Origin of the sequence: Ferrovum myxofaciens (genome assembly GCF_000735045.1) — a bacterium.
In the GTDB taxonomy this organism is placed as follows: domain Bacteria; phylum Pseudomonadota; class Gammaproteobacteria; order Burkholderiales; family Ferrovaceae; genus Ferrovum; species Ferrovum myxofaciens.
Genome location: NZ_JPOQ01000059.1, coordinates 1 through 21,802 on the forward strand (window position 1 = coordinate 1; position 21,802 = coordinate 21,802).

The 21,802-nt window shown below is 57.2% G+C and carries 27 protein-coding genes; 18 read left to right on the forward strand and 9 right to left on the reverse strand.

From position 1 onward, the window contains the following. Positions 1 to 194, forward strand: a 194-nt coding sequence (locus IV91_RS18415; RefSeq protein ID WP_035417481.1) for a hypothetical protein, incomplete at its 5' end; no start/stop codon positions are given. A 118-nt stretch (positions 195 to 312) separates the two neighbouring features. Here IV91_RS18415 and IV91_RS0108090 read toward each other — a convergent pair. From IV91_RS0108090 to IV91_RS0108105, 4 genes are all read right to left on the reverse strand, one after another. After that, the gene (locus IV91_RS0108090) at positions 313 to 855 is read right to left on the reverse strand and encodes an outer membrane protein (protein ID WP_051862356.1); all 543 of its coding nucleotides are present in this window, start codon (positions 853 to 855) and stop codon (positions 313 to 315) included. A 7-nt stretch (positions 856 to 862) separates the two neighbouring features. After that, positions 863 to 1,162 (reverse strand): hypothetical protein, encoded by a 300-nt coding sequence (locus tag IV91_RS0108095; RefSeq protein ID WP_031597472.1) that lies wholly within the window; start codon positions 1,160 to 1,162, stop codon positions 863 to 865. Between the two features lie 123 nt (positions 1,163 to 1,285). After that, positions 1,286 to 2,089, reverse strand: a complete 804-nt coding sequence (locus tag IV91_RS0108100) for an SDR family oxidoreductase (protein WP_031597474.1) — start codon at positions 2,087 to 2,089, stop codon at positions 1,286 to 1,288. A 114-nt stretch (positions 2,090 to 2,203) separates the two neighbouring features. Continuing rightward, complete coding sequence (locus tag IV91_RS0108105; RefSeq protein WP_031597476.1) at positions 2,204 to 2,665, reverse strand: CreA family protein; 462 nt, start codon at positions 2,663 to 2,665, stop codon at positions 2,204 to 2,206. A gap of 123 nt (positions 2,666 to 2,788) precedes the next feature. On the opposite strand from IV91_RS0108105, the gene IV91_RS0108110 reads away from it, so the two are divergent. From IV91_RS0108110 to IV91_RS0108130, 5 genes are all read left to right on the forward strand, one after another. After that, complete coding sequence (locus IV91_RS0108110) at positions 2,789 to 3,742, forward strand: NAD-dependent epimerase/dehydratase family protein (protein WP_051862357.1); 954 nt, start codon at positions 2,789 to 2,791, stop codon at positions 3,740 to 3,742. Continuing rightward, positions 3,724 to 4,122 carry a phage holin family protein gene (locus IV91_RS0108115; protein ID WP_031597480.1) on the forward strand — a complete coding sequence of 133 codons (399 nt, stop codon included), beginning with the start codon at positions 3,724 to 3,726 and terminating at the stop codon, positions 4,120 to 4,122. Before IV91_RS0108110 ends, IV91_RS0108115 begins: the two co-directional genes overlap by 19 nt. Before the next feature lie 112 nt (positions 4,123 to 4,234). Further along, positions 4,235 to 5,029, forward strand: coding sequence for a UDP-2,3-diacylglucosamine diphosphatase (locus IV91_RS0108120; protein ID WP_082783088.1), 795 nt, complete (start codon positions 4,235 to 4,237; stop codon positions 5,027 to 5,029). Positions 5,030 to 5,061: 32 nt separating this feature from the next. Continuing rightward, positions 5,062 to 6,096, forward strand: coding sequence for a glycosyltransferase family 4 protein (locus IV91_RS0108125; protein WP_051862359.1), 1,035 nt, complete (start codon positions 5,062 to 5,064; stop codon positions 6,094 to 6,096). Beyond that, positions 6,093 to 6,470, forward strand: a complete 378-nt coding sequence (locus tag IV91_RS0108130) for a diacylglycerol kinase (RefSeq protein WP_031597485.1) — start codon at positions 6,093 to 6,095, stop codon at positions 6,468 to 6,470. The genes IV91_RS0108125 and IV91_RS0108130 overlap by 4 nt, the downstream gene beginning before the upstream one ends. On the opposite strand, the gene IV91_RS0108135 is transcribed toward IV91_RS0108130, so the two are convergent. Beyond that, entirely contained in the window at positions 6,421 to 7,356 is a 936-nt protein-coding gene (locus tag IV91_RS0108135; RefSeq protein ID WP_035417483.1) for a DMT family transporter, read from the reverse strand. The genes IV91_RS0108130 and IV91_RS0108135 overlap by 50 nt on opposite strands. A gap of 171 nt (positions 7,357 to 7,527) precedes the next feature. Here IV91_RS0108135 and IV91_RS15770 point away from each other — a divergent pair, with 171 nt between their 5' ends. The 9 genes from IV91_RS15770 to IV91_RS0108180 all read left to right on the forward strand — a co-directional run bounded on the left by IV91_RS15770 (position 7,528) and on the right by IV91_RS0108180 (position 15,759). Beyond that, positions 7,528 to 7,806 (forward strand): PP0621 family protein, encoded by a 279-nt coding sequence (locus IV91_RS15770; RefSeq protein ID WP_035417486.1) that lies wholly within the window; start codon positions 7,528 to 7,530, stop codon positions 7,804 to 7,806. Then, positions 7,803 to 8,414 (forward strand): 1,6-anhydro-N-acetylmuramyl-L-alanine amidase AmpD, encoded by a 612-nt coding sequence (gene ampD / locus IV91_RS0108145; RefSeq protein ID WP_051862361.1) that lies wholly within the window; start codon positions 7,803 to 7,805, stop codon positions 8,412 to 8,414. The genes IV91_RS15770 and ampD overlap by 4 nt, the downstream gene beginning before the upstream one ends. 57 nt (positions 8,415 to 8,471) lie before the next feature. Then, positions 8,472 to 10,043, forward strand: a complete 1,572-nt coding sequence (locus IV91_RS0108150; protein ID WP_031597488.1) for a Re/Si-specific NAD(P)(+) transhydrogenase subunit alpha — start codon at positions 8,472 to 8,474, stop codon at positions 10,041 to 10,043. Between the two features lie 10 nt (positions 10,044 to 10,053). Next, positions 10,054 to 11,451 (forward strand): Re/Si-specific NAD(P)(+) transhydrogenase subunit beta, encoded by a 1,398-nt coding sequence (gene pntB, locus IV91_RS0108155; protein WP_031597490.1) that lies wholly within the window; start codon positions 10,054 to 10,056, stop codon positions 11,449 to 11,451. Between the two features lie 81 nt (positions 11,452 to 11,532). Continuing rightward, positions 11,533 to 12,336: a hypothetical protein gene (locus tag IV91_RS0108160; protein ID WP_051862363.1), complete on the forward strand. Its 804-nt coding sequence runs from the start codon at positions 11,533 to 11,535 to the stop codon at positions 12,334 to 12,336. A gap of 120 nt (positions 12,337 to 12,456) precedes the next feature. Beyond that, positions 12,457 to 12,876, forward strand: a complete 420-nt coding sequence (locus IV91_RS0108165) for a GlcG/HbpS family heme-binding protein (protein WP_031597494.1) — start codon at positions 12,457 to 12,459, stop codon at positions 12,874 to 12,876. A gap of 19 nt (positions 12,877 to 12,895) precedes the next feature. Then, positions 12,896 to 14,059: an elongation factor P maturation arginine rhamnosyltransferase EarP gene (gene earP, locus IV91_RS0108170; protein ID WP_031597496.1), complete on the forward strand. Its 1,164-nt coding sequence runs from the start codon at positions 12,896 to 12,898 to the stop codon at positions 14,057 to 14,059. A gap of 36 nt (positions 14,060 to 14,095) precedes the next feature. Next, positions 14,096 to 14,656, forward strand: coding sequence for an elongation factor P (gene efp, locus IV91_RS0108175; protein ID WP_031597498.1), 561 nt, complete (start codon positions 14,096 to 14,098; stop codon positions 14,654 to 14,656). Positions 14,657 to 14,661: 5 nt separating this feature from the next. Continuing rightward, complete coding sequence (locus tag IV91_RS0108180) at positions 14,662 to 15,759, forward strand: alpha/beta hydrolase (protein ID WP_031597500.1); 1,098 nt, start codon at positions 14,662 to 14,664, stop codon at positions 15,757 to 15,759. Between the two features lie 12 nt (positions 15,760 to 15,771). On the opposite strand, the gene IV91_RS0108185 is transcribed toward IV91_RS0108180, so the two are convergent. Continuing rightward, positions 15,772 to 17,028, reverse strand: coding sequence for a D-amino acid dehydrogenase (locus IV91_RS0108185; RefSeq protein WP_031597502.1), 1,257 nt, complete (start codon positions 17,026 to 17,028; stop codon positions 15,772 to 15,774). Between the two features lie 122 nt (positions 17,029 to 17,150). Between IV91_RS0108185 and ppa the strand changes: the two genes are divergently transcribed. Beyond that, positions 17,151 to 17,699: an inorganic diphosphatase gene (ppa, locus tag IV91_RS0108190; RefSeq protein WP_031597504.1), complete on the forward strand. Its 549-nt coding sequence runs from the start codon at positions 17,151 to 17,153 to the stop codon at positions 17,697 to 17,699. A gap of 1 nt (position 17,700) precedes the next feature. On the opposite strand, the gene IV91_RS0108195 is transcribed toward ppa, so the two are convergent. Continuing rightward, the gene (locus tag IV91_RS0108195; RefSeq protein ID WP_031597506.1) at positions 17,701 to 18,561 is read right to left on the reverse strand and encodes a methyltransferase domain-containing protein; all 861 of its coding nucleotides are present in this window, start codon (positions 18,559 to 18,561) and stop codon (positions 17,701 to 17,703) included. After that, on the reverse strand, positions 18,561 to 19,547 hold the full coding sequence (gene bioB / locus IV91_RS0108200) for a biotin synthase BioB (protein ID WP_031597509.1): 987 nt from the start codon (positions 19,545 to 19,547) through the stop codon (positions 18,561 to 18,563). Before bioB ends, IV91_RS0108195 begins: the two co-directional genes overlap by 1 nt. Positions 19,548 to 19,587: 40 nt before the next feature. Between bioB and IV91_RS0108205 the strand changes: the two genes are divergently transcribed. Both IV91_RS0108205 and IV91_RS0108210 read left to right on the forward strand, forming a co-directional pair. Continuing rightward, a complete protein-coding gene (locus tag IV91_RS0108205; protein WP_051862367.1) occupies positions 19,588 to 20,310 on the forward strand; it encodes a ComF family protein in 723 nt (240 codons plus the stop codon). Positions 20,311 to 20,342: 32 nt separating this feature from the next. Then, positions 20,343 to 20,807, forward strand: coding sequence for a tRNA (cytidine(34)-2'-O)-methyltransferase (locus tag IV91_RS0108210; protein ID WP_031597513.1), 465 nt, complete (start codon positions 20,343 to 20,345; stop codon positions 20,805 to 20,807). 10 nt (positions 20,808 to 20,817) lie between these two features. On the opposite strand, the gene IV91_RS0108215 is transcribed toward IV91_RS0108210, so the two are convergent. Then, positions 20,818 to 21,801: an NAD(P)H-dependent glycerol-3-phosphate dehydrogenase gene (locus IV91_RS0108215; RefSeq protein WP_031597515.1), complete on the reverse strand. Its 984-nt coding sequence runs from the start codon at positions 21,799 to 21,801 to the stop codon at positions 20,818 to 20,820. Position 21,802 lies beyond the last annotated feature (1 nt).

A 21,802-nucleotide genomic window follows, 5' to 3' on the forward strand; every position in this document is an offset into this window, starting at 1 on the left:
CGGCTCTGGTGGGCGGATTGGTGGGTGGGATGATGGCTCAGCAGGCACCGGTCTATGCGGCGCCTCCCATGGTCATGGCGCCTCCTCCGGCTTATGCCGTGCCTCAGCCCGCCTATGCCTATCCGGCTCCGGCTTATGCTCAGCCTGTCTATCCTGCTCCTTATTACGGGGGAGGAGAGGGTGATGATGACTGATTCTGTGCTCAGATCATTCAAAAAAGACTGAAAGCCAACCCCCCAATTTTCGGGGGGTTGGCTTTTTTGAAGGGCGAAACAGTTCCAAAGACTGCTTGCACTGCGGCAGTCTTTGGGTTCAAAAGTGGTAGAGTGCACCTACCGTAAAGGCATTGGAACCAAAATCTGCGGTCCCGTCTGGGGTATTGAGGGCAGAACGGTAGTAGTCATAGCCGATTCGTGCGGAAAATAATGCATTGACCTTGAATTGGAGCCCCAGTCCATAGGTGGAAGAGATGCGGGTGGCCCCGGAGTAGCCTGGAGCGGCGCTACTGATGGACTGACTGGTGGCTGATCCAACCCCCAACTTCCCATAGAGAGAAAGGACATTGGACAGGGGCAGGTATCCCACGCCTTCCAGTGTGGCGACATCGGTTTTTCCGCTGACCGTATGATTGGCAAACTTGCCTGCTTCTGTATAGGCGCCTTCCAGGCCAAAATAACGGTTGAACTGGTAGCCGATCAGAGCGCCAAATGCCGGGTTATAGGAAGAATTATTCCAGGGTGCTTGGTTGGAAGCATTCAAGGTTTGAGCTTCACCCAGGGTACCTCCGATATATAGTCCTTGGGCATAGGCACCGGTGGACAGTAGGACGGCCAGAGTTAGTGCGATTTTTTTCATGCGGTCTTTATCCTTGCGGGGTCGGTAAAATTACTGTTGTGCTTTGTTCAGCATGGGTGGCTTTGATGATGCCTTCCCAGATGAGAGGAGCCGCCTGATTGGGGAATTTCAGGGAGAGGTCGTGGGCGCGTATTTGAAGGTGGGCAAAGTAATCTTCACGTTCGTCTTCAGGGAGCGAGTAACGGCCTTTCGCCCAGGCATATTGCTCCGCGCCAAGATCTTCCGCCATCGTTCCGGCATATGCGGCCACGTTGCTCAGAAAACTCAGTACGAGGCTCAGAGAGATCAGTAATTTTCGTAGGGGCATGGAAAAATCCTATGGTCAGTATCGTAAAAAAGTCCTCTAACCATCTATTGTTGAAATGAAGAGAAGTATCCCTGTGCTCCAAGAGTTTCAGTCATTCTCCAGGGAGGCGCCATTCATGCCCACTCAGCGTTTTCCCAAGGCAAAATCGCGGATCACACTCAATTGCTTGCGCACATATCCATCGACCAGGGCGGGATGAATGCCATTGATGCGAGCAATAAGGGATTCCGGGAAGCCAATGAAATATTCATGCCGGTTTCGAGTCACCGCATAGATGATTTTCTGGGCGACTTGTTCAGGAGTGTCCATGGGTACCTTGAGGGCTTTGGACATGCGGTGAATGGCTCCGGTATGGATGAGGGGGGTGACGTAACGAGGGGCCACATAGGTCACTCCGACCCCGGTGCCGTCCAGTTCCCTGCGCAATGCTTCGGAAAATCCGCGCAACGCAAACTTGCTGGCTGAGTAGGCGGAAAATCCGGGAAAACCGATAGAACCATAGATTGACCCGATATTGACGATGAGTCCCGAGCCCTGAGTCAACAAGTGAGGTAGGAGCAGACGAGTGAGTTGCATGGGCGCGAGGGTATTGAGCCGCCAGAGGTTTTCGATCCCTGTTTCAGTTTCTTGATGAAACAGGTTGAAACTGGTCATTCCTGCCAGGTTGATCAGTATGTCGATACCTTCTGTTTGGGAGGTGACCCTGTCCGCCAGTTGTTTGACTTCCTGAGGGATCAACAGGTCGGCCGGGATGGGCAGGACCGTTCCGCCCGTTCGACGTAATTCAACGGCCAGTTCGTTCAACCCGTGGGCAGAATGGTCAGTCACGATCAAGGTGGCTCCTTGTCGTGCCAGAGCCTGTGCCAAGGGTTTTCCAATGCTTCCGGTGGCGCCTGTCAATAAAACTTTTTTGCCTTTGAGTTCCATGGTTATTTACCGATAATCAACGCCCACAAGCAATGCCGGAGATTCCGCAACGTTGCTCAAAATCCTGGACAATGAACAAACTCTTTGTGGGTGTGGAAGAATGATGAGTGGACATTATTTTAGTTGAATGGGGACCCCCAAGGGAACAGCACTGATGCTGTTTTTTGGGCTACCCTCGATGAGTTCGTCGCTATAGGTCAGGTAAATGACCACGGAGTGGGCGGGATCGATCATGCGCACCAGGTGCAGTTTCTTGAAGAACAAGGAAGCACGGATTTTTGCAATATCCTGCTGGCGCGGCAGGGGACCTGACTGAGTGATGGGGCCGATTTTGAGACAGGACAAGGAGGCTTCCGTCTTGTTCTCGGCAATGCCCACTGCCCCGGAGATTCCACCGGTTTTGGCCCGCGCCAGGTAGCAGGTGATTCCATGAATATCCGGGTCATCGATGGATTCTACGACGATCTTGTTATCTGGACCTAACATTTTCCAGGAGGTATTGACTGACCCGATGTCATCGGCACGAACCAGCGCAGTCAAACAGGTCAGGGACAGGAAAGCAAACAGTTTTTTCATGATTTCAATCCAATGGGTGAAGTGAGTTGTCCTGGGCCCTGAATTCAGTATTTTCCAGAAGGACGGTATGAGGATGCTATAGTACGCCAAGTATCGTCCATGTGACTATCGAGGAATTCATCGATGAAAGTGTTGGTGACGGGCGCTGGTGGATTTGTGGGAAAAGGTTTGGTTCCTTATCTGGAGAGGCAAGGTCACACCGTGGTGCGTGCCCTTCGGATGGCGAAGGAAGACAATGAGGTGGGTATCGGGGACATCGGTCCGGATACCGATTGGCGTGTCGCCCTTGGCGGAGTAGAGGCTGTGGTGCACCTGGCAGCGCGGGTCCATGTGATGCAGGCAGAGGATCTTTCTTCCCAACAGGCTTTTCACCGGGTCAATACGGCAGGGACCTTGAATCTGGCGAGGCAGGCAGCATCAGCAGGGGTGCGTCGTCTGGTTTTTCTGAGTTCCGTTAAAGTATTAGGGGAAGAGGGGGTCTTGACGGCCGCCAGCATTCCTCGACCTGCCGATGCGTATGGCCAGTCCAAGTGGGCGGCAGAGCAAGGGCTGCATACGGTGGCGACGAACACCGGGTTGGAGGTGGTGATCCTTCGCCCCCCATTGATTTATGGTCCCGGAGTGGGAGCCAATTTTGCGCGCTTGATGCATTGGGTGCGGTGCGGGGTTCCCTTGCCTTTGGGGGGGGTTCGTAATCGGCGCAGTTTGTTGGCACTGGGTAATCTGGTGGATGCCGTGGGATGGGTACTGAGGCACCCGGCGGCGGCGGGGCGAACCTACCTCCTGAGCGATGGAGAGGATGTTTCCACCCCCGACCTGATCCGCCATCTGGCCCACGCCTTGGGCCGTTCGGCCCGCTTGCTCACGGTTCCCCCCTTCCTGCTGCTTGGACTGGGAAAACTGCTGGGACGCCGGGCGGAGATCCACCGTTTGCTCGGCTCTTTGGTGGTGGATGCCTCGGCCATCCGCGCTGAATTGGGGTGGTCCCCACCGTTTACCCTAGCGGCAGGTTTGGACGATTTGGTTGCTCGAGAGGGCGAAATGGAAAGGAGTCACTCATGTCACCCAATATCCTGAACTTTTTATTGCAATGGGGTACCACCACCTTCTCGCTGTGGGTATGTAGTTACGTATTCAAAGGGATCCGGTTTGACAGTTTGGGTGCCCTGGTGATTTCGGCTCTGGTGTTGGGGTTTGCCAACGCGGTGGTCAAACCCATCCTGATCTTGCTGACCTTGCCACTGACCTTGTTTACTTTTGGATTTTTTCTGCTGGTCATCAATGCCCTGATGATTCTGCTGGTTTCTTATTTGGTACGCGGCTTTACCGTATCGGGTTTCTGGGAAGCCTTCTTCGCCAGTATTTTTGTGTCTCTGCTCAGCCTGATCATTGGGGCATTTCTTTCCAATGGTTCGCCTCCCTGGCAACCCCCACCCGGCGGAGGCAACTGGGTTTAGTCCTTTTTAAATCCTGCGGGGTCACGGAAATTTCATAAAAGAGTCACGCCTCTGTCATAGCGCCTTGATTCAATGGGGGCATGAAGAAGATCCTGTTCGGCGTTTCCCTCGTATGAGCCCGGTGTTTCACTACCGTACCTTGTGGATATCCGATATCCATCTGGGGACGCCGGGGTGCCAAGCCGATTATCTGTTGGATTTTCTACGTTGTAATGACGCAGACACCATCTATCTGGTGGGGGATATCCTGGATGGCTGGCAGTTGCGCAAGACCTGGTACTGGCCCCAGACCCACAATGATGTGGTCCAAAAACTGTTGCGCAAGGCGCGCAAGGGAACCCGGGTGGTTTATGTGCCGGGAAATCATGATGAACTGATGCGCCAGTTCTGTGGCCTGGCCTTTGGCGACATCGTGGTTCAGGATGAAGCCATTCATACCCTGACGGATGGACGTAAGCTCTGGGTGGTGCATGGTGACCTGTTCGATGGAGTAACTACCCACGCGCGTTGGCTATCCCATCTTGGGGATACCTTCTATACCTTCATCCTCAAATTCAACCAGTGGTTCAATGCGGCCCGTGCTCGCCTTGGTCTGCCCTACTGGTCGGTGTCCCAATACCTCAAGCACCAGGTGAAAAATGCAGTCAATTACATCCATGCCTTTGAACAGGTGATGGTGGATGAAGCTCGTCGACGTGGCTGTCAGGGTGTCGTTTGTGGGCATATCCACAAGGCCGAGATTCGTGAGGTGAATGGGGCCTTGTACTGCAACGATGGGGATTGGGTGGAAAGTTTGACTGCCTTGGTGGAAACCCATGAAGGGGCATTGAGCATCGTGGAATGGCGCCAAAAAGTGGCGGCTCCTCTCAACCTCGGTCCCATTCATCTGGCCGAACAGGAGGGGTGAGCCAGTTCCCCCCATCAACAAGGAGTGAAGAAATGCGTATCATGATCGTGACGGATGCCTGGGAACCCCAGGTGAATGGTGTGGTCCAGACCTTGAAAAACACGCGTCGGGAATTGGAAACCCTGGGGCATGAGGTCGCCATGATCACTCCTCGGGACTTTATTACCTTGCCTTGTCCTACTTATCCTGATATTCGTCTGTCGCTTCTGCCGGGGCGTCGGGTTTGCCAAAGGTTGCAAGATTTTATTCCGGAAGCGCTACACATTGCCACCGAAGGCCCCCTCGGTATGGCGGCGCGAGCCTATGCCCTGCGCCAGAATTTACCTTTTACGACGGCGTATCACACCCGGTTCCCCGAATATGTCCGCGCTCGTTTTGCCCTTCCTCTGTCCTGGACCTATGCCTTTTTGCGTTGGTTTCACGGGCCATCCCGTGCTGTGATGGCACCGACCCCGGTGGTACAGAAAGATTTGCAACGTCAGGGTTTCAAACGGGTGGTGCTGTGGAGTCGGGGGGTGGATCTGGAGATTTTTCGTTCTGAACGGGGCCGGCGGTTGGATTCGGCACCGCCGATTTTTCTGTACGTGGGGCGGGTGGCGGTGGAAAAGAATGTGGAAGCCTTTTTGTCCCTTGAATTGCCCGGTTCCAAATGGGTGGTGGGGGAAGGGCCGGCCTTGCCCCGTTTGCGCCAACGCTATCCGAAAGTCAATTATCTGGGGGTGTTGAATCTGCAGGCATTGGCTGCCGTGTATGCCTCGGCTGATGTGTTTGTGTTTCCCAGCAAGACCGATACCTTTGGGTTGGTACTGCTGGAGGCCTTGGCTTGTGGCTGCCCGGTGGCGGCATACCCTGTGACAGGACCGCTGGATGTTATCGGGGATTCCCCCGCCGGAGCGCTGAACGAGGATTTGCGAACGGCTTGCCTCGCTGCCCTGAATATTTCTCGGGTCACCGCTCGAGCCCATGCGGAGAAGTTCTCCTGGGCCGCCGCTACCCATCAGTTCCTGGCGCATTTACAACCGGTGGTGCATGTTTCTCCCATTATTGCTGAACTGGGGATGGGATGATTCAGAAAGAAAGCCCCTATAAGGGGAAAAGGGGATTCAAGCGAATCTGGAATGCCCTGGGCTATTCCCTTACCGGTTTTATTGATGCTTATCGGCATGAAAGTGCCTTTCGTCAGGAAGTGGCTCTATCCGGCGTATTGATTCCCCTGTCCCTGATACTTCACGCCTCCGGGGAGGGGCATGCCCTGTTGATCGGCAGTATCCTGTGGGTATTGTTGGTGGAACTGTTGAACTCGGCGGTGGAAGCCACGGTGGACCGAATTTCTCTGGAAGATCATCGACTCGCCAAACGGGCCAAAGACATCGGCAGTGCCGCTGTTCTGGTTAGTCTGGTGAATGCCGCAGTGGTGTGGGGGTTGGTGCTGTTTTTTTGACTTTGGCCCCGAGGGCTGCGCCCACCGACACCAGAGCCACACCGCCCAGTGTGGTGAGGGTCAGGGCTTCGCCCAGAAAAGGTGCCGCCAGCAGAGTGGTGGTTCCCGGAACGATGGCCAGCATCATGGAGGCGATTCCACTGCCCAGAGAAAGGGTGGCATAGGCGAAACTGAAGGCGGCGACCAGTGCGGCAATGATGCCCTGATAGATCCCCTGAAGCAGGAGGGCCGAAGTACTGACGCCGGACAATCCTTTGGGCAGGAACAGGGCATACAGGGGCAAATAGAGCACGGCAGCACCTACGGTGATGCCGCTGACTGCGTCCAGAGGGCGGATGTTCCATACTCTGACCAGCAAGCCGTAGTAGGCCCAGCACAAGGCTGCACCGATAAAGCAGAGATCGCCCATCCAGTATTTTTCTCCCGTCGATGGGGTAGCAGAACCTGGAGCGAAACGGGAGAAACCAATGACCATCAATCCCAGCGCGGTCAATATCAGGGCCGTCAGGGTGGCGCTGTTGGGGCGGTCTTTGAGCCAGATCCAGGCGATGGCGGCGCTGGCCAGAGGAATCCCCCCGTTGACCAGTACACCGGCATGAGCTGCGGGTGCCAGGGAAAAACCGGCATAGATGAGCAAGGCGTAGAACAGCCCACCGCTGCTGGCAATGATCAGAAGTTGGCGCAGAGACAGGGGGTTCCTCGAAATAAAATAGACTGGCAGCATGAGGGAACCGGCTACGCCAAATCGCAGTGCGGCGAGGTCGTAGGGAGTCAGGGTGCTTTTGCCACCGAGGCGGGAAACGATATTGAATCCGCTCCAGCAGACTACCACAACGGCAGCGGCCAAAAAACCTTTCCAGCGCGGACGCGCGTGCGGGATAGACATGGATGGAAAACCTGTGAGTGAGCTATGATGTCAGTGGTCGTGAAGACTACAGACACTGGGGCGTGATGCCCGAGCCATCAGTTTACATGGATTTTCCGGCTCAGGTTGGGTTTGGAAAAGGTTTCCTCCTCTTCCTCGGGGGGAGTGACGACGCAACGCAAGGAAAGGCAGATGCTATTGAAATGGATTTTATGGGGACTGGTGATTTTTTGGGTGTATCGCCAGATCACAGGGCGCAAAGCCCCAACGGGCTCCCTGTTTTCAAATTTCACCGGAACGGGACGGGTTCAGCGCCCTCCTTCGGAGGCTTCCGAAGAACTTGAAACGACCCAGGATATGGTGCGTTGCGCGCATTGCGGACTGTTCCTGCCCCGGCAGGAGGCTCTTTCCCAGAGGGGCGACTGGTTCTGTAGTGAAGCCCACCGCCAAGCCGGTGTACGCGCCCAATGACTGGGCGGAATCTGACCTCTCCCCCACCTTTTTTTGTGGATTCCGAGGGCTGGGTGAGACGTGCCTGTCATTGCCTGTCTCCTAATTTTGATAGCCGTTCCCGAGCGGGGTCTCCCCCGACTTTGGTAGTGATCCACTCGATCAGTTTGCCGGCGGGGCAGTTTGGGGGCCGGGCTGTGGAGGACCTGTTCACCAACCGGTTGGATCCCTCAGCCCATCCCTCTTTTGAGTCTCTGCGGGACTTGCGTGTCTCCGCCCATTTTTTGATCCGGCGCGAAGGCACGCTGATCCAGTTCGTATCCACCGATGCGCGCGCCTGGCATGCCGGGGTGTCCCAGTGGGGCAGACGGCAGGGGTGCAATGATTTTTCTCTGGGCATCGAACTGGAGGGGACCGATCATGTTCCCTTTACGGAGGCGCAGTATGGCACGCTGGACGCCTTGCTCCAGGGACTCTGCGCACGTTATCCGATTCAGGCAATTACGGGACACAGCGACGTGGCACCAGGCCGTAAAACCGATCCAGGCCCCTGTTTCCACTGGGCACGTTGGGAAGCATTGGGGTATCCTGTGCAACTTCTGCGCCCCAAGAAGGCGCGCTCAGGATAGAATGGGGGTTTTCTGAAAAGGGGCCCCAGCGCGCCCCCCTCTGTGGAGAGAATCGTTATGGCGTTGATGATCGGGATACCGCGGGAGATCCATGCGGGAGAGCGGCGTGTGGCCGCTACCCCGGAGACGGTCACCCAGTTGATGAAACTGGGCTATGTCGTGGCTCTGGAAAGTGGGGCGGGGGCAGCAGCCCAATGGGGTGATGAGGCGTACGCAGCGGTAGGGGTGCGGATTCTGCCCTCGGCCCGGGCGGTGTGGGAACAGGCGGATATCGTACTCAAGGTGCGCCCACCCGAGGTTGATCCTGCCACGGGTGAACTGGAATCCCATGCTTTGCGTGCCGGGTCCACTCTGATTGGTTTTCTCTGGCCGGCTCAGAATCCGGCCTTGCTGGAAGCTTTCAGGGTCCAGGGAATCACGGCGTTGTCCATGGATGCCGTACCACGCATTTCCCGCGCGCAGAAACTGGATGCCCTGAGTTCCATGGCCAATATTGCGGGCTATCGCGCCATCATCGAAGCGGCCCAGCATTTCGGGCGGTTTTTTACTGGGCAGATCACGGCGGCTGGTAAGGTGCCTCCCGCCAAGGTGATGGTGATCGGCGCCGGGGTGGCGGGGTTGGCGGCCATTGGGACGGCGCGTAGTCTGGGTGCCATCGTGCGTGCCTTCGATACCCGTCCTGAGGTCAAACAGCAGATTGAAAGCATGGGGGCAGAGTTCCTTGAACTGGATTTCAAGGAAGAAGGGAGTGGAACCGGGGGCTACGCCAAGCAAATGAGCCCCGAGTTCATCGCTGCGGAAATGGCCCTCTTCGCAGCTCAAGCCAAGGAAGTGGACATTATCGTGACCACTGCCTTGATTCCGGGCAAGCCGGCCCCCCGTTTGATCACCGCTGACATGGTGGCGAGCATGAAACCCGGGAGTGTCATTGTGGATCTGGCTGCGGAACAAGGAGGGAACTGTGAAGGTACGGTGCCCGGTCAGGTGACTGTGGTTCACGGCGTATCCCTTATCGGTTACACCGATTTGCCCAGCCGTTTGGCGGCCCAGTCGAGCCAGTTGTACGGTACCAACCTGCGCCACCTGCTCACTGACATGACCCCCGGAAAGGAGGGGCAACTGGTGGTCAACATGGAGGATGAGGTCATTCGTACGGCCACTGTGGTCCATCAGGGCGCATTGACCTGGCCTGCACCACCGCTTAAGATTCGGGCTGTTGCGCCTGCCAAACCGGCGACGGCCATGGTGCCGGCACCCAAGCACGGCGAATCTTCCGGGCCCGCTCATCTCTCTACCCTTTTGAAGGTGTTCGGCGGCGGAGGGATACTCTTTCTGTTGGTGGGGCTGTACGCGCCGCCCGCCTTCTTGCTACACTTTACGGTTTTTGTTCTGGCCTGTTTTGTGGGCTATCAGGTCGTATGGAATGTGACCCCGGCCCTGCACACGCCTCTCATGAGCGTGACCAACGCCATCAGCGGCATCATCGTGCTGGGGGCCCTGTTGCAGATGGCCAACTCCGAGCCCAGCGTGGTCGGGCTGGCGGTGTTCTCCGTGTTGATTGCCACCATCAACATCGCTGGCGGGTTCCGCGTGACCCAGCGCATGTTGAACATGTTCCGCAAAGATTGAGGATTGTTTCATGGGTAATGGAGTATTGACGGTTTCCTATATCGCGGCAGCGATTCTGTTCATTCTGAGTCTGGGCGGATTGTCCCGGCAGGAGACGGCACGACGGGGCAATTTTTATGGGGCGACAGGCATGGCGCTGGCAGTGGGGGCGACCCTGCTGAGTGGGCAGGTGGGCAATCTGGGCTGGTTGATTCCCGCTATTCTGGTGGGGGCCGTGGTGGGTTGGATGCTGGCGGTACGGGTAGAGATGACCCAAATGCCCGAACTGGTGGCTATCCTTCACAGTTTCGTGGGCTTGGCAGCAACCCTGGTGGGCTATGCCAGTACTCTGGACGCGCATACGGTATTCAAAGGCGCCGAACTGAGCGTCCACCGTACCGAGATTTTTGTGGGGGTGTTCATCGGTGCGTTGACCTTTACCGGGTCCCTGGTGGCTTTCGGTAAATTGCGCGGTTCCATTTCCGGCAAACCTCTGGCCCTGCCGGGGCGTCACCTGCTGAACCTGCTGGTGATTCTGATTTCGGTTTATCTGGGTATTGGATTCGTGGGGGCGGAATCGACCATGGCACCCCTGCTGCCCTTGCTGCTCATGACAGGGCTGGCACTGTTCATCGGTTTTCATCTGGTCATGGCCATTGGAGGCGCAGACATGCCGGTGGTGGTGTCCATGCTCAACAGTTATTCGGGTTGGGCAGCGGCGGCCACTGGTTTCATGCTCTCCAATGACTTGCTCATCGTCACTGGTGCCCTGGTGGGCAGTAGCGGGGCCATCCTGTCTTACATCATGTGCCGGGCCATGAACCGCAGTTTCCTCAGTGTCATCCTGGGCGGGTTTGGTACGGGCGGTACAACTTCTTCTGCGGCAGAAGGCCCCCAGGGTGAAGTGGTGGCCGTGTCGGCGGAAGAAACGGCTCACCTGCTGGCCGATGCCCAAGGTGTGATCATCGTTCCCGGCTATGGCATGGCCGTGGCACAGGCCCAGGGAGCCATCAGCGAAATTACCCGTCGTCTCCGTGCCAAGGGGGTGACAGTACGTTTTGCCATTCATCCTGTGGCCGGACGTTTGCCCGGTCACATGAACGTGTTACTGGCTGAAGCCAAAGTGCCCTACGACATTGTCATGGAAATGGATGAAATCAACGGGGATTTCCCGGACACGGACGTGGTGCTGGTGGTGGGGGCCAACGACATCGTCAATCCCAGTGCCCAGGAAGATCCGGGTAGCCCCATTGCCGGCATGCCGGTGCTGGAGGTCTGGAAGGCCAAGACGGTGGTGGTCTTCAAACGCAGCATGGCGACAGGCTATTCCGGTGTGGAAAACCCCCTTTTCTACAAGGAGAATGCACGTATGCTCTTTGGTGATGCCAAGAAGAGTGTGGATTCCATCCTGGCTCATTTGCCCAGTTGAGATAAAGTGTCATAAAACCTTCATGGAGAAGGGGGGGTGGCTTCGTTATAATTTCGTGCTTTTGTGCGAACGAGGCCGGTGATGCGAAAAACGGGAAAAGGAAAGGGAGATATATTCCTCTGCCGTTTGGCGGTGTGGGTGCTGGCGGGTTTTTATCCACTCGGTGCGCAAGCGGTATTGCAGGATGAAATTCAGGTCTATGACGATACCATCAACGATCCCGGTCAATGGGGGTTGCAAATGCACCTCAACAGCACCCCTTCCGGACCCCAGTATATTCCACCCAATGATGGGATGGTGGATACCCATGGATATCGGAGTACGGCGGAAATCAGTTATGGCCTGACCCCCACCCTGGAGGCCGGGTTATACCTTCCGGTGGTTCATGGCTACTATGATGGAACCCAGTTTGCCGGTCCCCGTGTGCGGATGAAATGGATTCCGCAAAAAGCCCCGGATACGGGAGGGCTGTTTTACGGATTGAATGTGGAAATTTCCGATATCAAACCGATCTACGAACCCACACAGCAAATGATGGAGTTACGTTCCATCATCGGCTATCGGGATGCGGAGTGGTTGTATGACATCAACCCCACTTTGGATTATAATCTGCGCCCCGGCTATCGACAGGGTGGGCCGGTGTTCAGTCCGCAGATCAAGGTGGGACGAAATGTGATGCCTGGCTTTATGGCAGGCTTCGAGTACTATTCCGTGTTGAGTACGCTCACCACGATGTTTCCCTATTCGCAGCAGAATAATGTGTTGTTTGCTGCCGTGGACATCAATATGAAACCTTGGGTCATCAACTTCGGGGTTGGTCGTGGCCTGACCCAGGCTGCAGACGGATGGACCATCAAGGCCATTATCGATATTCCGATCGATTGACTGGCAACACATTGTCAATCCCGCGTACAATAACTGCGCGGTTCGGCGGATGTGTTCGGACTGCGTTTGCATATCGACTATTGATCCAACGGGATCATTGAATACGACAAGGATGACAGAATGGAACTGAAACGCGCACTTTCCCTTTCCGACGCTTACGCCATCGTCGCCGCTGCACGGTCCAAGGCGGTGGAAAATCACTGGAATGTAGTCATTGCCATCCTCGATGAAGGGGGGCATTTGATGTTGCTGGAACGGGCGGATCATACTCAGGTGGGTTCTGTTCAGGTGGCTCAGGAAAAAGCCCGTACTGCTTTTCTGTTCCGGCGTTCCACCAAAGTAATGGAAGAAACGGTGGTGGGCGGACGCATCGTCATGCTCAACCTGCCGGGGAACACTCCCGTCGAAGGAGGCTTGCCTCTTTTCAGCGAAGGGCAATTGGTGGGGGCCATTGGGGTTTCCGGTGTACAGTCCTTTCAGGATGGCATCATTGCGGCAGCCGGTGCGGAAGCGGTGGAACAGCTGACTTTGTCGGCGTAATCCTTCGTTGTCCGTCCCCGTGAGTACGCACCCCTGGTGGATTTTCTGCCGGGTGGTGGACAACCTGGGGGATGCAGGCGTCAGTTGGCGTCTGGCGAGTCAATTGGCAGCGCTCTCGCCCGCTCCTTCCGTTACTCTGGTGATCGATCATTTGCAGACTCTGGCGCGTTTTTGTCCTGCGCTGGGGATCGATGCTTCGACTCAGCAGATCCAGGGGGTACGGATCTTACCTTGGTCAGTGGTCGAGCAGGATCCGGCGCAGTTGGGCTCGGAACACACCGTTCTGCCGGTGTCGGTGGTGAGTGCCTTCAGTTGCGAACTGCCCCCCTCAGTGCAAGAATTTCTTCAGCAATGTCAGGTTATTCCGCACTGGATTTTATTTGACTACCTGAGTGCGGAATCCTGGGTGGAAGGATGTCATGGGTTGTCTGCGCCCATTCCGGGCTATCGGGGGCCTCGGCACTTTTTTTTCCCGGGGTTTACCCCGCGCACGGGAGGCTTGCTGCGTGAACCCGGTTTGCTAGCCCGGCGTTCTGAAGTGCAGGCCTCCTTGATCCGACAAGAAGCCATTTGGCAATCCTGGGGGTTGACAGAAAAAACGAATCTTCCGACTCTCACCTTGTTTGCATACCCGGATGCTCCCTGGCAGTCCTTGCGGGAAGCCATGGGGAGCACGGGGCAGGCCTGGCGCTGGGTATTGTTTGAAGGCATGGAGATCACCGAACAGGTGGGACAGGCCGATGCGTTTCGAGCACCCGCAGGCAACGCGTGGGGCAAGATCGAGCCGGTTCGGGTGGCGTTGCGCACACAGGAAGAATATGACGGTTTGCTGTGGGTCTCTCATTTCAATCTGGTGCGGGGAGAGGATTCCCTTGTGCGCGCTTTATGGGCAGGAAGACCCTTTCTGTGGCATCTCTACCCACAGGCAGAGGGGACACACTGGGTGAAACTGGAGGCCTTTCTGGAACGTTATCTGGAGGGCCTGGAGACGATGCTGGCCGAGGTCATCGCAAATCTGTTTCGAGCATGGAATGGGCGGGGTGAAATGACGGCGGCTTGGCAAGGAATGGTCCCTCATTGGAAAGGCTGGGAACACCATGCCTTGGCCTGGAGCGAAGGCCTGTCCGAACAGCCGGATTTGGTCACAAAACTTGTGGAGTTTTCCAATCTCGAGTTAAAATAACCGGTTAGGTCTCATTTAATTCAACACGGGTGACGTATGAAACAGGCACAGGAAATGCGGGTCGGGAATGTGATCATGGTGGGCAAGGACCCCCTGGTGATTCAGAAGGCAGAATACAACAAGGGCGGGCGCAGTTCCGCCGTGGTCAAGATGAAATTGCGCAACCTGCTCACCGGGGCTGCCAGCGAAACTGTTTTCAAGGCTGATGATAAACTGGACCAGGTCATTCTGGAGCATAAGGAAGCGACCTATTCTTACTTTGCCGATCCCTCCTATGTATTCATGGATCATGAATATAACCAGTACGACATGGACAAGGACAGTCTGGGCGATGCCTTCAACTATCTGGAAGATGGCATGGCCTGTGAAATCACTCTTTACGAGGGGCGTGCCATTTCCATTCAGTTGCCCAGTTCGGTGGTGCGCGAGATCGATTACACCGAACCGGCCGTGCGCGGCGATACCTCGGGCAAGGTTCTGAAACCGGCCACCCTCAAGAATGGTCACAAAATTGCCGTGCCCCTGTTTTGTGAAACCGGCGACAGGATTGAAATCGATACCAACACCGGTGAATACCGCCGCCGAGTCAACGGCTGATTGTCATGGCTCTGCGTATCCAGTCGGTTTTCCCCGGGCGTGTGGCGTGGGTCGAATTCGACTCGAGGGTATTGCGGGGGAATCCCTGGAATGATCCGACCCGGCGCCGTTTCCCGGTCTGGTTGCCTGAAGGTTATGATCTGCCGGGGAGTGTTCAACGTTATCCAGTATTTTACGGATTGGCGGGATACTTTGGGAGTGGCCCCAGTCAGGTCAACTGGCAACCTTTCAATGAGTCGGTGCCGGAACGGGTTGCACGCCTGATCCACAGTGGGGCCATGGGACCGGTCATTCTGGCCTTTCCTGACTGCTTCACCCGATTGGGGGGTAATCAGTATGTCAATTCCAGTGCATTGGGCGCCTATGGCGATTATTTGAGCCAAGAAGTGGTGCCCTTCATCGATGCCACCTTTCGTACCTTGGCTACCCGTGACCATCGGGGGGTTTTTGGCAAATCCTCGGGGGGTTATGGTGCGCTGTTTCAAGCCATGCATACCCCGGACTGCTGGGGAGGGGTGGTCAGTCATGCCGGTGATGCGGGATTCGATCTGGCCTATCGGGGCGATTGGCCCAATACTCTGGATGTGCTGGCCCGTTTCCGTCCGGCCGTGGAGGAAGAAACCCTTGAGCAGCGGACCCGTGCCCAAGCATTGACGCAGGGGCTGGATGATGGGCGTGTAACTTCTTTTCTGGCAGCGGTTGGTTCTCAGGATCGTCCCTCCAGTGCCGAGACCCATGCCCTCATGAATCTGGGCATGGCTGCAACCTATGACCCCGATTCCTCTGCACCCAATGGTTTTCGTTTGCCTTTTCATCTCGAAACCGGGGAATTGCTTTCCGAGCGCTGGGCTCGCTGGCAGGCCTGCGATCCCGTTCACGCAGCACCCCGTCATGCTTCGACCTTACGTCAGTTGAAGTGTCTGTTTCTGGATTGCGGCTGGCGCGATCAATACCATTTGCATTACGGCGCACGCCAGTTGTCTGCTGCCTTGACCCGGGCTCGAGTGCCGCACGTCCATGAAGAGTTTGACGGTACCCATTCGGGGATCGATTTCCGACTGGACCGCAGCCTGCCTCACCTCTATGCAGCCCTGAAGCCCTGAGTTCAGAATTTTCTACGCCGGACGGGTGAAATCGAATTCGAGTTCGGGCCCATGTCCCTGCATCAGTTCTGCCAGCACCTTTCCACTGCCCGTCCCCAAAGTCCAGCCGAGGGTCCCGTGGCCGGTATTGAGGAACAGATTTTCCCAGCGGGTGGGGCCGATCAGGGGGCAATTGGAAGGGGTGGCGGGACGTAGTCCTGTCCACGGGGTCATCTGCGAATAGTCGGCCAGGTGGGGGAACAGTTGGCGGGCACGTTGAACCAGCGCTTCCAGACGGGTGCGGTTCAAACTGTGGTCGTAGCCGGAAAACTCGGCGGTGCCCGCCACGCGCAAGTGGTTACCGAGGCGGGTGAAGACGATCTTGTGGGCATCATCGGTGATGCTGACCTGCAGAGAATTTTCCGGTTGGCATAGGGGCACGGTGATGGAATAGCCCTTGACCGGATAAATCGGTAAACTCAGTCCGAGGGGCCGCAGCAAGGGGGCACTTTCGCTGCCCAGAGCTACCACCACCGCATCCACCTCCTGCAGATGCGGGGTGGTCTCCTGCTGCAGCCAGAGACCCTGGATGCGTTGAGCCTTGGTCTCAAAACCTGTTACCGTGGTTTTGTACTGAAAGTGTACGCCTCGGGCGGCGCATAAACGGGCCAAACCCTGCGTCCATAGACAGGCGTTTCCACTGCTGTCGCCTGGGGTATAGGTTGCCCCGTACCAATGTGGAAGGGCCTGAGCCAAGGCCGGTTCAAGGGCAAGGGCATCGGTCATGCTGATGGGACGACGTTCATAGCCCAGATCATTAACCCGCGCGGCGGCTTTTTCACCTCGGGCCAACGAGGCGGGTGAGTCATACAGATTGAGGATACCCCGGTCCAATCCTTCATAGGCCAGATCCAGTTCTGCACGCAGGGCATGAAAGGCGGCCCGGCTATATTGGCCCAGCGCCAGTAATTGATGGAAGTTACGAGTGCTGCGCCGGGAGGTACATTCGCGCAGAAAACGAAGACCCCAACTCCATTGGTGAGGATCGGCCTGGAGGCGAAAAAGCAGGGGAGAACTTTCGTGCTGGCGCCATTCCAGGATTTGGGGCAGGGTTTCCGGGGTGGCCCAGGGTTCTACGTGACCGGTGGACAGTTGTCCCCCATTGGCAAAGGTGGTTTCGAGGGCCGCCTCAGATTGGCGCTCTACCACAGTCACCTCAAAGCCTGCCGCGCGCAGGTACCAGGCAGTACTGATGCCGATGATTCCCGCTCCCAATACCGTGACGTGCATGACCGTTCCTTGCTCAAAGTATGAATTCTAGCAGACTGGGCAGGCTGTCAGGCGCTATAATCGGAGGGTACGCAGGGGGTGATTCCCTCTGCATTTTTTCATTCTGACCATAAGGATTGCTCATGAATCTGGATCGTGTGCCTGCCGGGCGCAACCTGCCCACCGATTTCAATGTCATCATCGAAATTCCCATGCATGGGGATCCCATCAAATACGAACTGGACAAGGAAACGGGTGCCATGTTCGTGGACCGTTTCATGTCCACCGCCATGCATTACCCCTGCAACTATGGATACATTCCTCAAACCCTCTCCCAGGATGGCGATCCGGTGGATGTGCTGGTGATCACCCCAGTGCCGCTGATCACCGGAGTGGTGGTGCGGTGTCGGGCTCTGGGCGTGCTGAAGATGACCGATGAAGCGGGACAGGATGCCAAGTTACTGGCTGTGCCTGTGGACAAACTCTGTACCTTGTATCGGCACCTTGAGCGGGTCGAGGACCTGCCGGAATTGACTTTGCAACAGATCGTGCATTTCTTCGAGCATTACAAGGACCTGGAAAAAGGCAAATGGGTCAAGGTAGAGGGCTGGGCGGGGCCTCAGGAAGCCCATGCAGAAATCCTATCCGGGGTGGAAAACCATCTTCGATCCCACCCTGCCGTGGGGGACTGATCTAAGGCGCGGGACGAACTTCGATCACCGCTCGCCCGTCGGGTAAGGTGCGCGGTTGAGGCTTCCACGCCTGCCCGTAAATAACTTCCAGAGTGGTGGGTAACCCACTCGTTGAGCGTTGTTCCTCATAGGCACGGGTCATGCGCTGCCAGGCCTGCTGCCCCACCCAACTGGTTGGACGGGGCGCTGGCGCGGGACCTAGGGCGCGCAGATCCTGTAGAAGCAGATTCAGGTCCGGGTAATCGATGTGCAGATCCTCCCGTTCCATGACCGGATCGGCCAGTCGGGTCTGTACCAGCGCATCGCCCAGATCGTGCATATCACTAAAAGGCCCCAGTCGATGCCTTCCCTCCGGCAGTTCACCCAGGGCTGGGCGCAACTCACGCAGGGTATCCGGCCCCAGGGTGGAGAACAGAAACAGTCCGCCGGGCGCAAGCACCCGCTCTACTTCGGTAAATACCTGCTCCATGGGAGTCCAGGGCAATAACAGGTGGGCCCAGACCAGATCGATGCTGTGTCGGGCCAAAGGAAGTTGAAGCGCGCTGGCTGCCAGAGAAAAACGGGTGGGAGGCTGTCTCCATTTCGCCCACCAGGCGCGTTCCACAGGCACGGGAAGCAATTCGGGAACCCAGTCCACTTCCAGCAGGGTTGTGTCCGGAAAACGGTGCTGCAGGGCAAGGCCGGACCAGCCCCCGCCGGCTCCCAAATCGAGCAGACGGCGTGGAGCCAGCGTCACATACTCCAGACGGGTGAGCAGACGAGTGCCGATTTCTCGGCTCAGAAAGGGAGAGGGGTCTTTGGCGCGGGGAGAGTGGCGCAGGAAACCTCGGCGCAGACGCAGGATTTCCCGAGGGGTATCCACTACTCGGCGTGCAGGCCCAAACGCTCGAAGAGACGGCGATCGCGCTGCATATCCTGATTGTCGGTGGTCAACAGCCGTTCCCCATAAAAAATGGAATTGGCGCCGGCCAGAAAACAGAGGGCCTGTAATTCATCGGACAACCCTTCCCGACCTGCCGACAGGCGTACCCGTGAAAAAGGCAGGGCAATGCGCGCGCAGGCGATGGTGCGGACGAATTCGAGGGGGTCCAACGCCTCGGTTCCATACAAGGGGGTACCTTGCACTTGAACCAGCAGGTTGATAGGTACGGATTCCGGGGCAGGGTCGAGTTGAGTGAGTTCATAAATCAGACCGGCACGGTGGGCGCGGGTTTCGCCCATGCCGACGATGCCGCCGCAACAGACCTTCATACCCGCGCTACGCACGGCTTGCAGAGTATCGAGACGATCCTGAAACTGACGGGTCTTTATGATATCCCCGTAAAATTCCCGGTCACTGTCCAGATTGTGATTGTAGTACTCCAGGCCGGCTTCTTTCAGACGCTCGGCCTGGGGGGGGCTCAGCATGCCCAGAGTGGCGCAGGTTTCCATACCCAGGTCACGCACCGCACGGACCATGTGGATGACCTGGTCCAGATCGTGTTCTTTGGGGCTGCGCCATGCCGCACCCATGCAAAATCGCGTGGCCCCTGCCTCCTTGGCGCGTTGTGCGGCCTTCAGCACTTCATCCGTCGTGAGCAGCGACTGGCGCGCCAAGTCTGTGCTGTGATGGGCCGATTGAGGGCAATATCCGCAATCTTCGGGACAGCCCCCCGTCTTGATGGAGAGCAAGGTGGACAGTTGCACACCATTGGGATCGAAATGGGCGCGGTGTACGGACTGGGCACGCCACAGCAGATCATTGAAGGGCAATTCAAAGAGCGCCGTCAGGGTGGTACGGGTCCAAACAGGCGCAGTGGAGGCGCTTTCTTGGAAGGAGAGAGGGGAGTGGAGGGGGCTATCATTCATCATGGTAGCGGATTGTCCGGTAACTGGAGGAAGGTGTCAAATGTCGAGTGTTTCAAAGAAATGGGGCGGGTTGGGTTTCCAGGGGAAGGAAATCATCGAAAGGCTTACCCTGTGGCGGGCGAAGGGAGGGCAGGCTCTATGCCGTGTAGCGGTTTCTCCCTGTTTTCTCTGTGGCGTACCAGTGGGTACAGGGAGCACGCTCTGCGCTGCCTGTTGGGCATCCCTTCCCCGTTATGCCGAGACGCGTCGGCGTACCCTGATGGGCGTAGGACGGGTGCAGGTGGGCTTTGATTATGTCTATCCGGTGGTTTCCCTGATTCGTGCCCTCAAGTTTGGTCAGGCGCTGTATCTCGCGCCAACTTTGGCCCAAGTCTGGCGGGAATTTCCCCTGCCCGCCTGTTTGCCTGATTGCGTGATTCCCATCCCCTTGTCGCGCCAACGCTGGCGCAGGCGCGGGTATAATCAGGCGCTCGAGTTGGCCCGTCCCTTGGCTCATTGGTTGCACTGTCCGGTGCAGAAAGGGTTGGTCCGTCTGCGGGCGACCCTGCCTCAGGCCGAACTGCCACGGGCAGCACGACAGAGCAATGTGGTGGGGGCTTTTCGTGCCAGTGCCCACTTGCAAGGACGGCAGGTGGCGCTGGTGGACGATGTATTGACGACGGGGTCTACCCTCGAAGCGGCGACTGCAGCTTTGCACCAAGTGGGCGTAGGTGGGGTCGACGTGTGGGTCTGTGCCGAGGCGCCGGTACCGGACTCTTTCTAAAACGCAATGCGCCCAACAGACAAGGATTCCCCATGTTCGATGTGGTACTGTACCAACCGGAAATTCCTCCCAATACCGGTAATATCATTCGTCTCTGTGCCAATACCGGAGCCCGTCTGCACCTTGTTTCTCCACTGGGCTTTGAGGTGAGTGATCGGCACTTGCGTCGGGCTGGACTGGACTACCATGAGCAAATGGTGCTGACGGTGCATCCCGATTGGGATGCCTGTCGCCAGACCCTGAGGGAACGGCGCTGGTTTCCGCTGACCACCCGGGGAAGTGGAAACCATACGGGCGCTCGCTATGAGCCTGGAGATGTATTTCTCTTTGGCCCGGAAACCCGGGGATTGCCCTTGTCTGTTCTGGAGGAGTTTGACAGATCGACCTGGATTCGTCTGCCCATGCGTCCCCACAATCGTAGTCTCAACCTGTCCAATGCCGTGGCAGTGATGGTGTTTGAAGCTTGGCGGCAGCAGGAATTTTGTGGGGCTTTGTGAGGCGGGGCATTCATTCCGCGCGCGGATCGCGCGCCAGCAACTGGAGGACGGCGTCCTGGACATTCAATGCACCGCTCAAGACTTTCTGAACCGTGGCAGTGATGGGCATTTCCACCCCGTGCTCCTGAGCCAGTTGAAGGGCTGCCGGCGCTGTGGGAACCCCTTCTGCCACATGACCAAGACTGGTCAGCAAGGGACCCAGTGGAAGCCCTTGGGCCAGCCCCTGTCCCACCTGGTAGTTGCGTGAGAGAGCCGTTGTACAGGTGAGGATCAGATCGCCCAAACCAGTCAGCCCCATGAAGGTCGTACGGTGTCCGCCCAGTACCATGCCGAGACGGGTGATTTCTGCCAACCCCCGGGTGATGAGAGCCGCTCGGGCATTCAGGCCCAGACCCAGACCGTCGGAGAGCCCACTGGCGATGGCCATGACATTTTTCAGGGCCCCGGCAATTTCAACCCCCACCAGATCCGTACTCGAATAAAGGCGCAGGTGCGGGTGATGCAGGAGACGTGCCGTGCTTTGGGCAAAGGCTTCGTCGGCCGAGGCCAAGGTCAGGGCAGCAGGCAGTCCGGCCGCAATTTCCGTGGCGAAGGAGGGGCCGGAAAGTACGCCCTGCGGACCCTGTAACGCGGGGTGGGCACGAACGATCTGGTGGGGCAGGCGCCGTGTTCCTTGTTCCACCCCCTTGCAGGCCCACAAGAAAGGCAGGTAAGGACGCAGTACCGCAAGGGCGCTCAGGATTTCTTCCAGGGCGGCGACAGGAACCACCAGCAGTGCCAGGTCGGCATCTTGCAAGGCACTGGGTAAGTGGGATGAGAGTTGCAAGGAAGGGGGTAAGGCATGACCGGGCAGATAGCGACGGTTCTCTCGATCCAGGCGCAGGGCCTGGACTTGGATGGGGTCACGTCCCCAAAGGGTAACGGAATGAAACCCGCTCAGGGAAAGTGCCAGGGCCGTACCCCATGCACCCGTTCCCAGAACCGTGAGACGCATG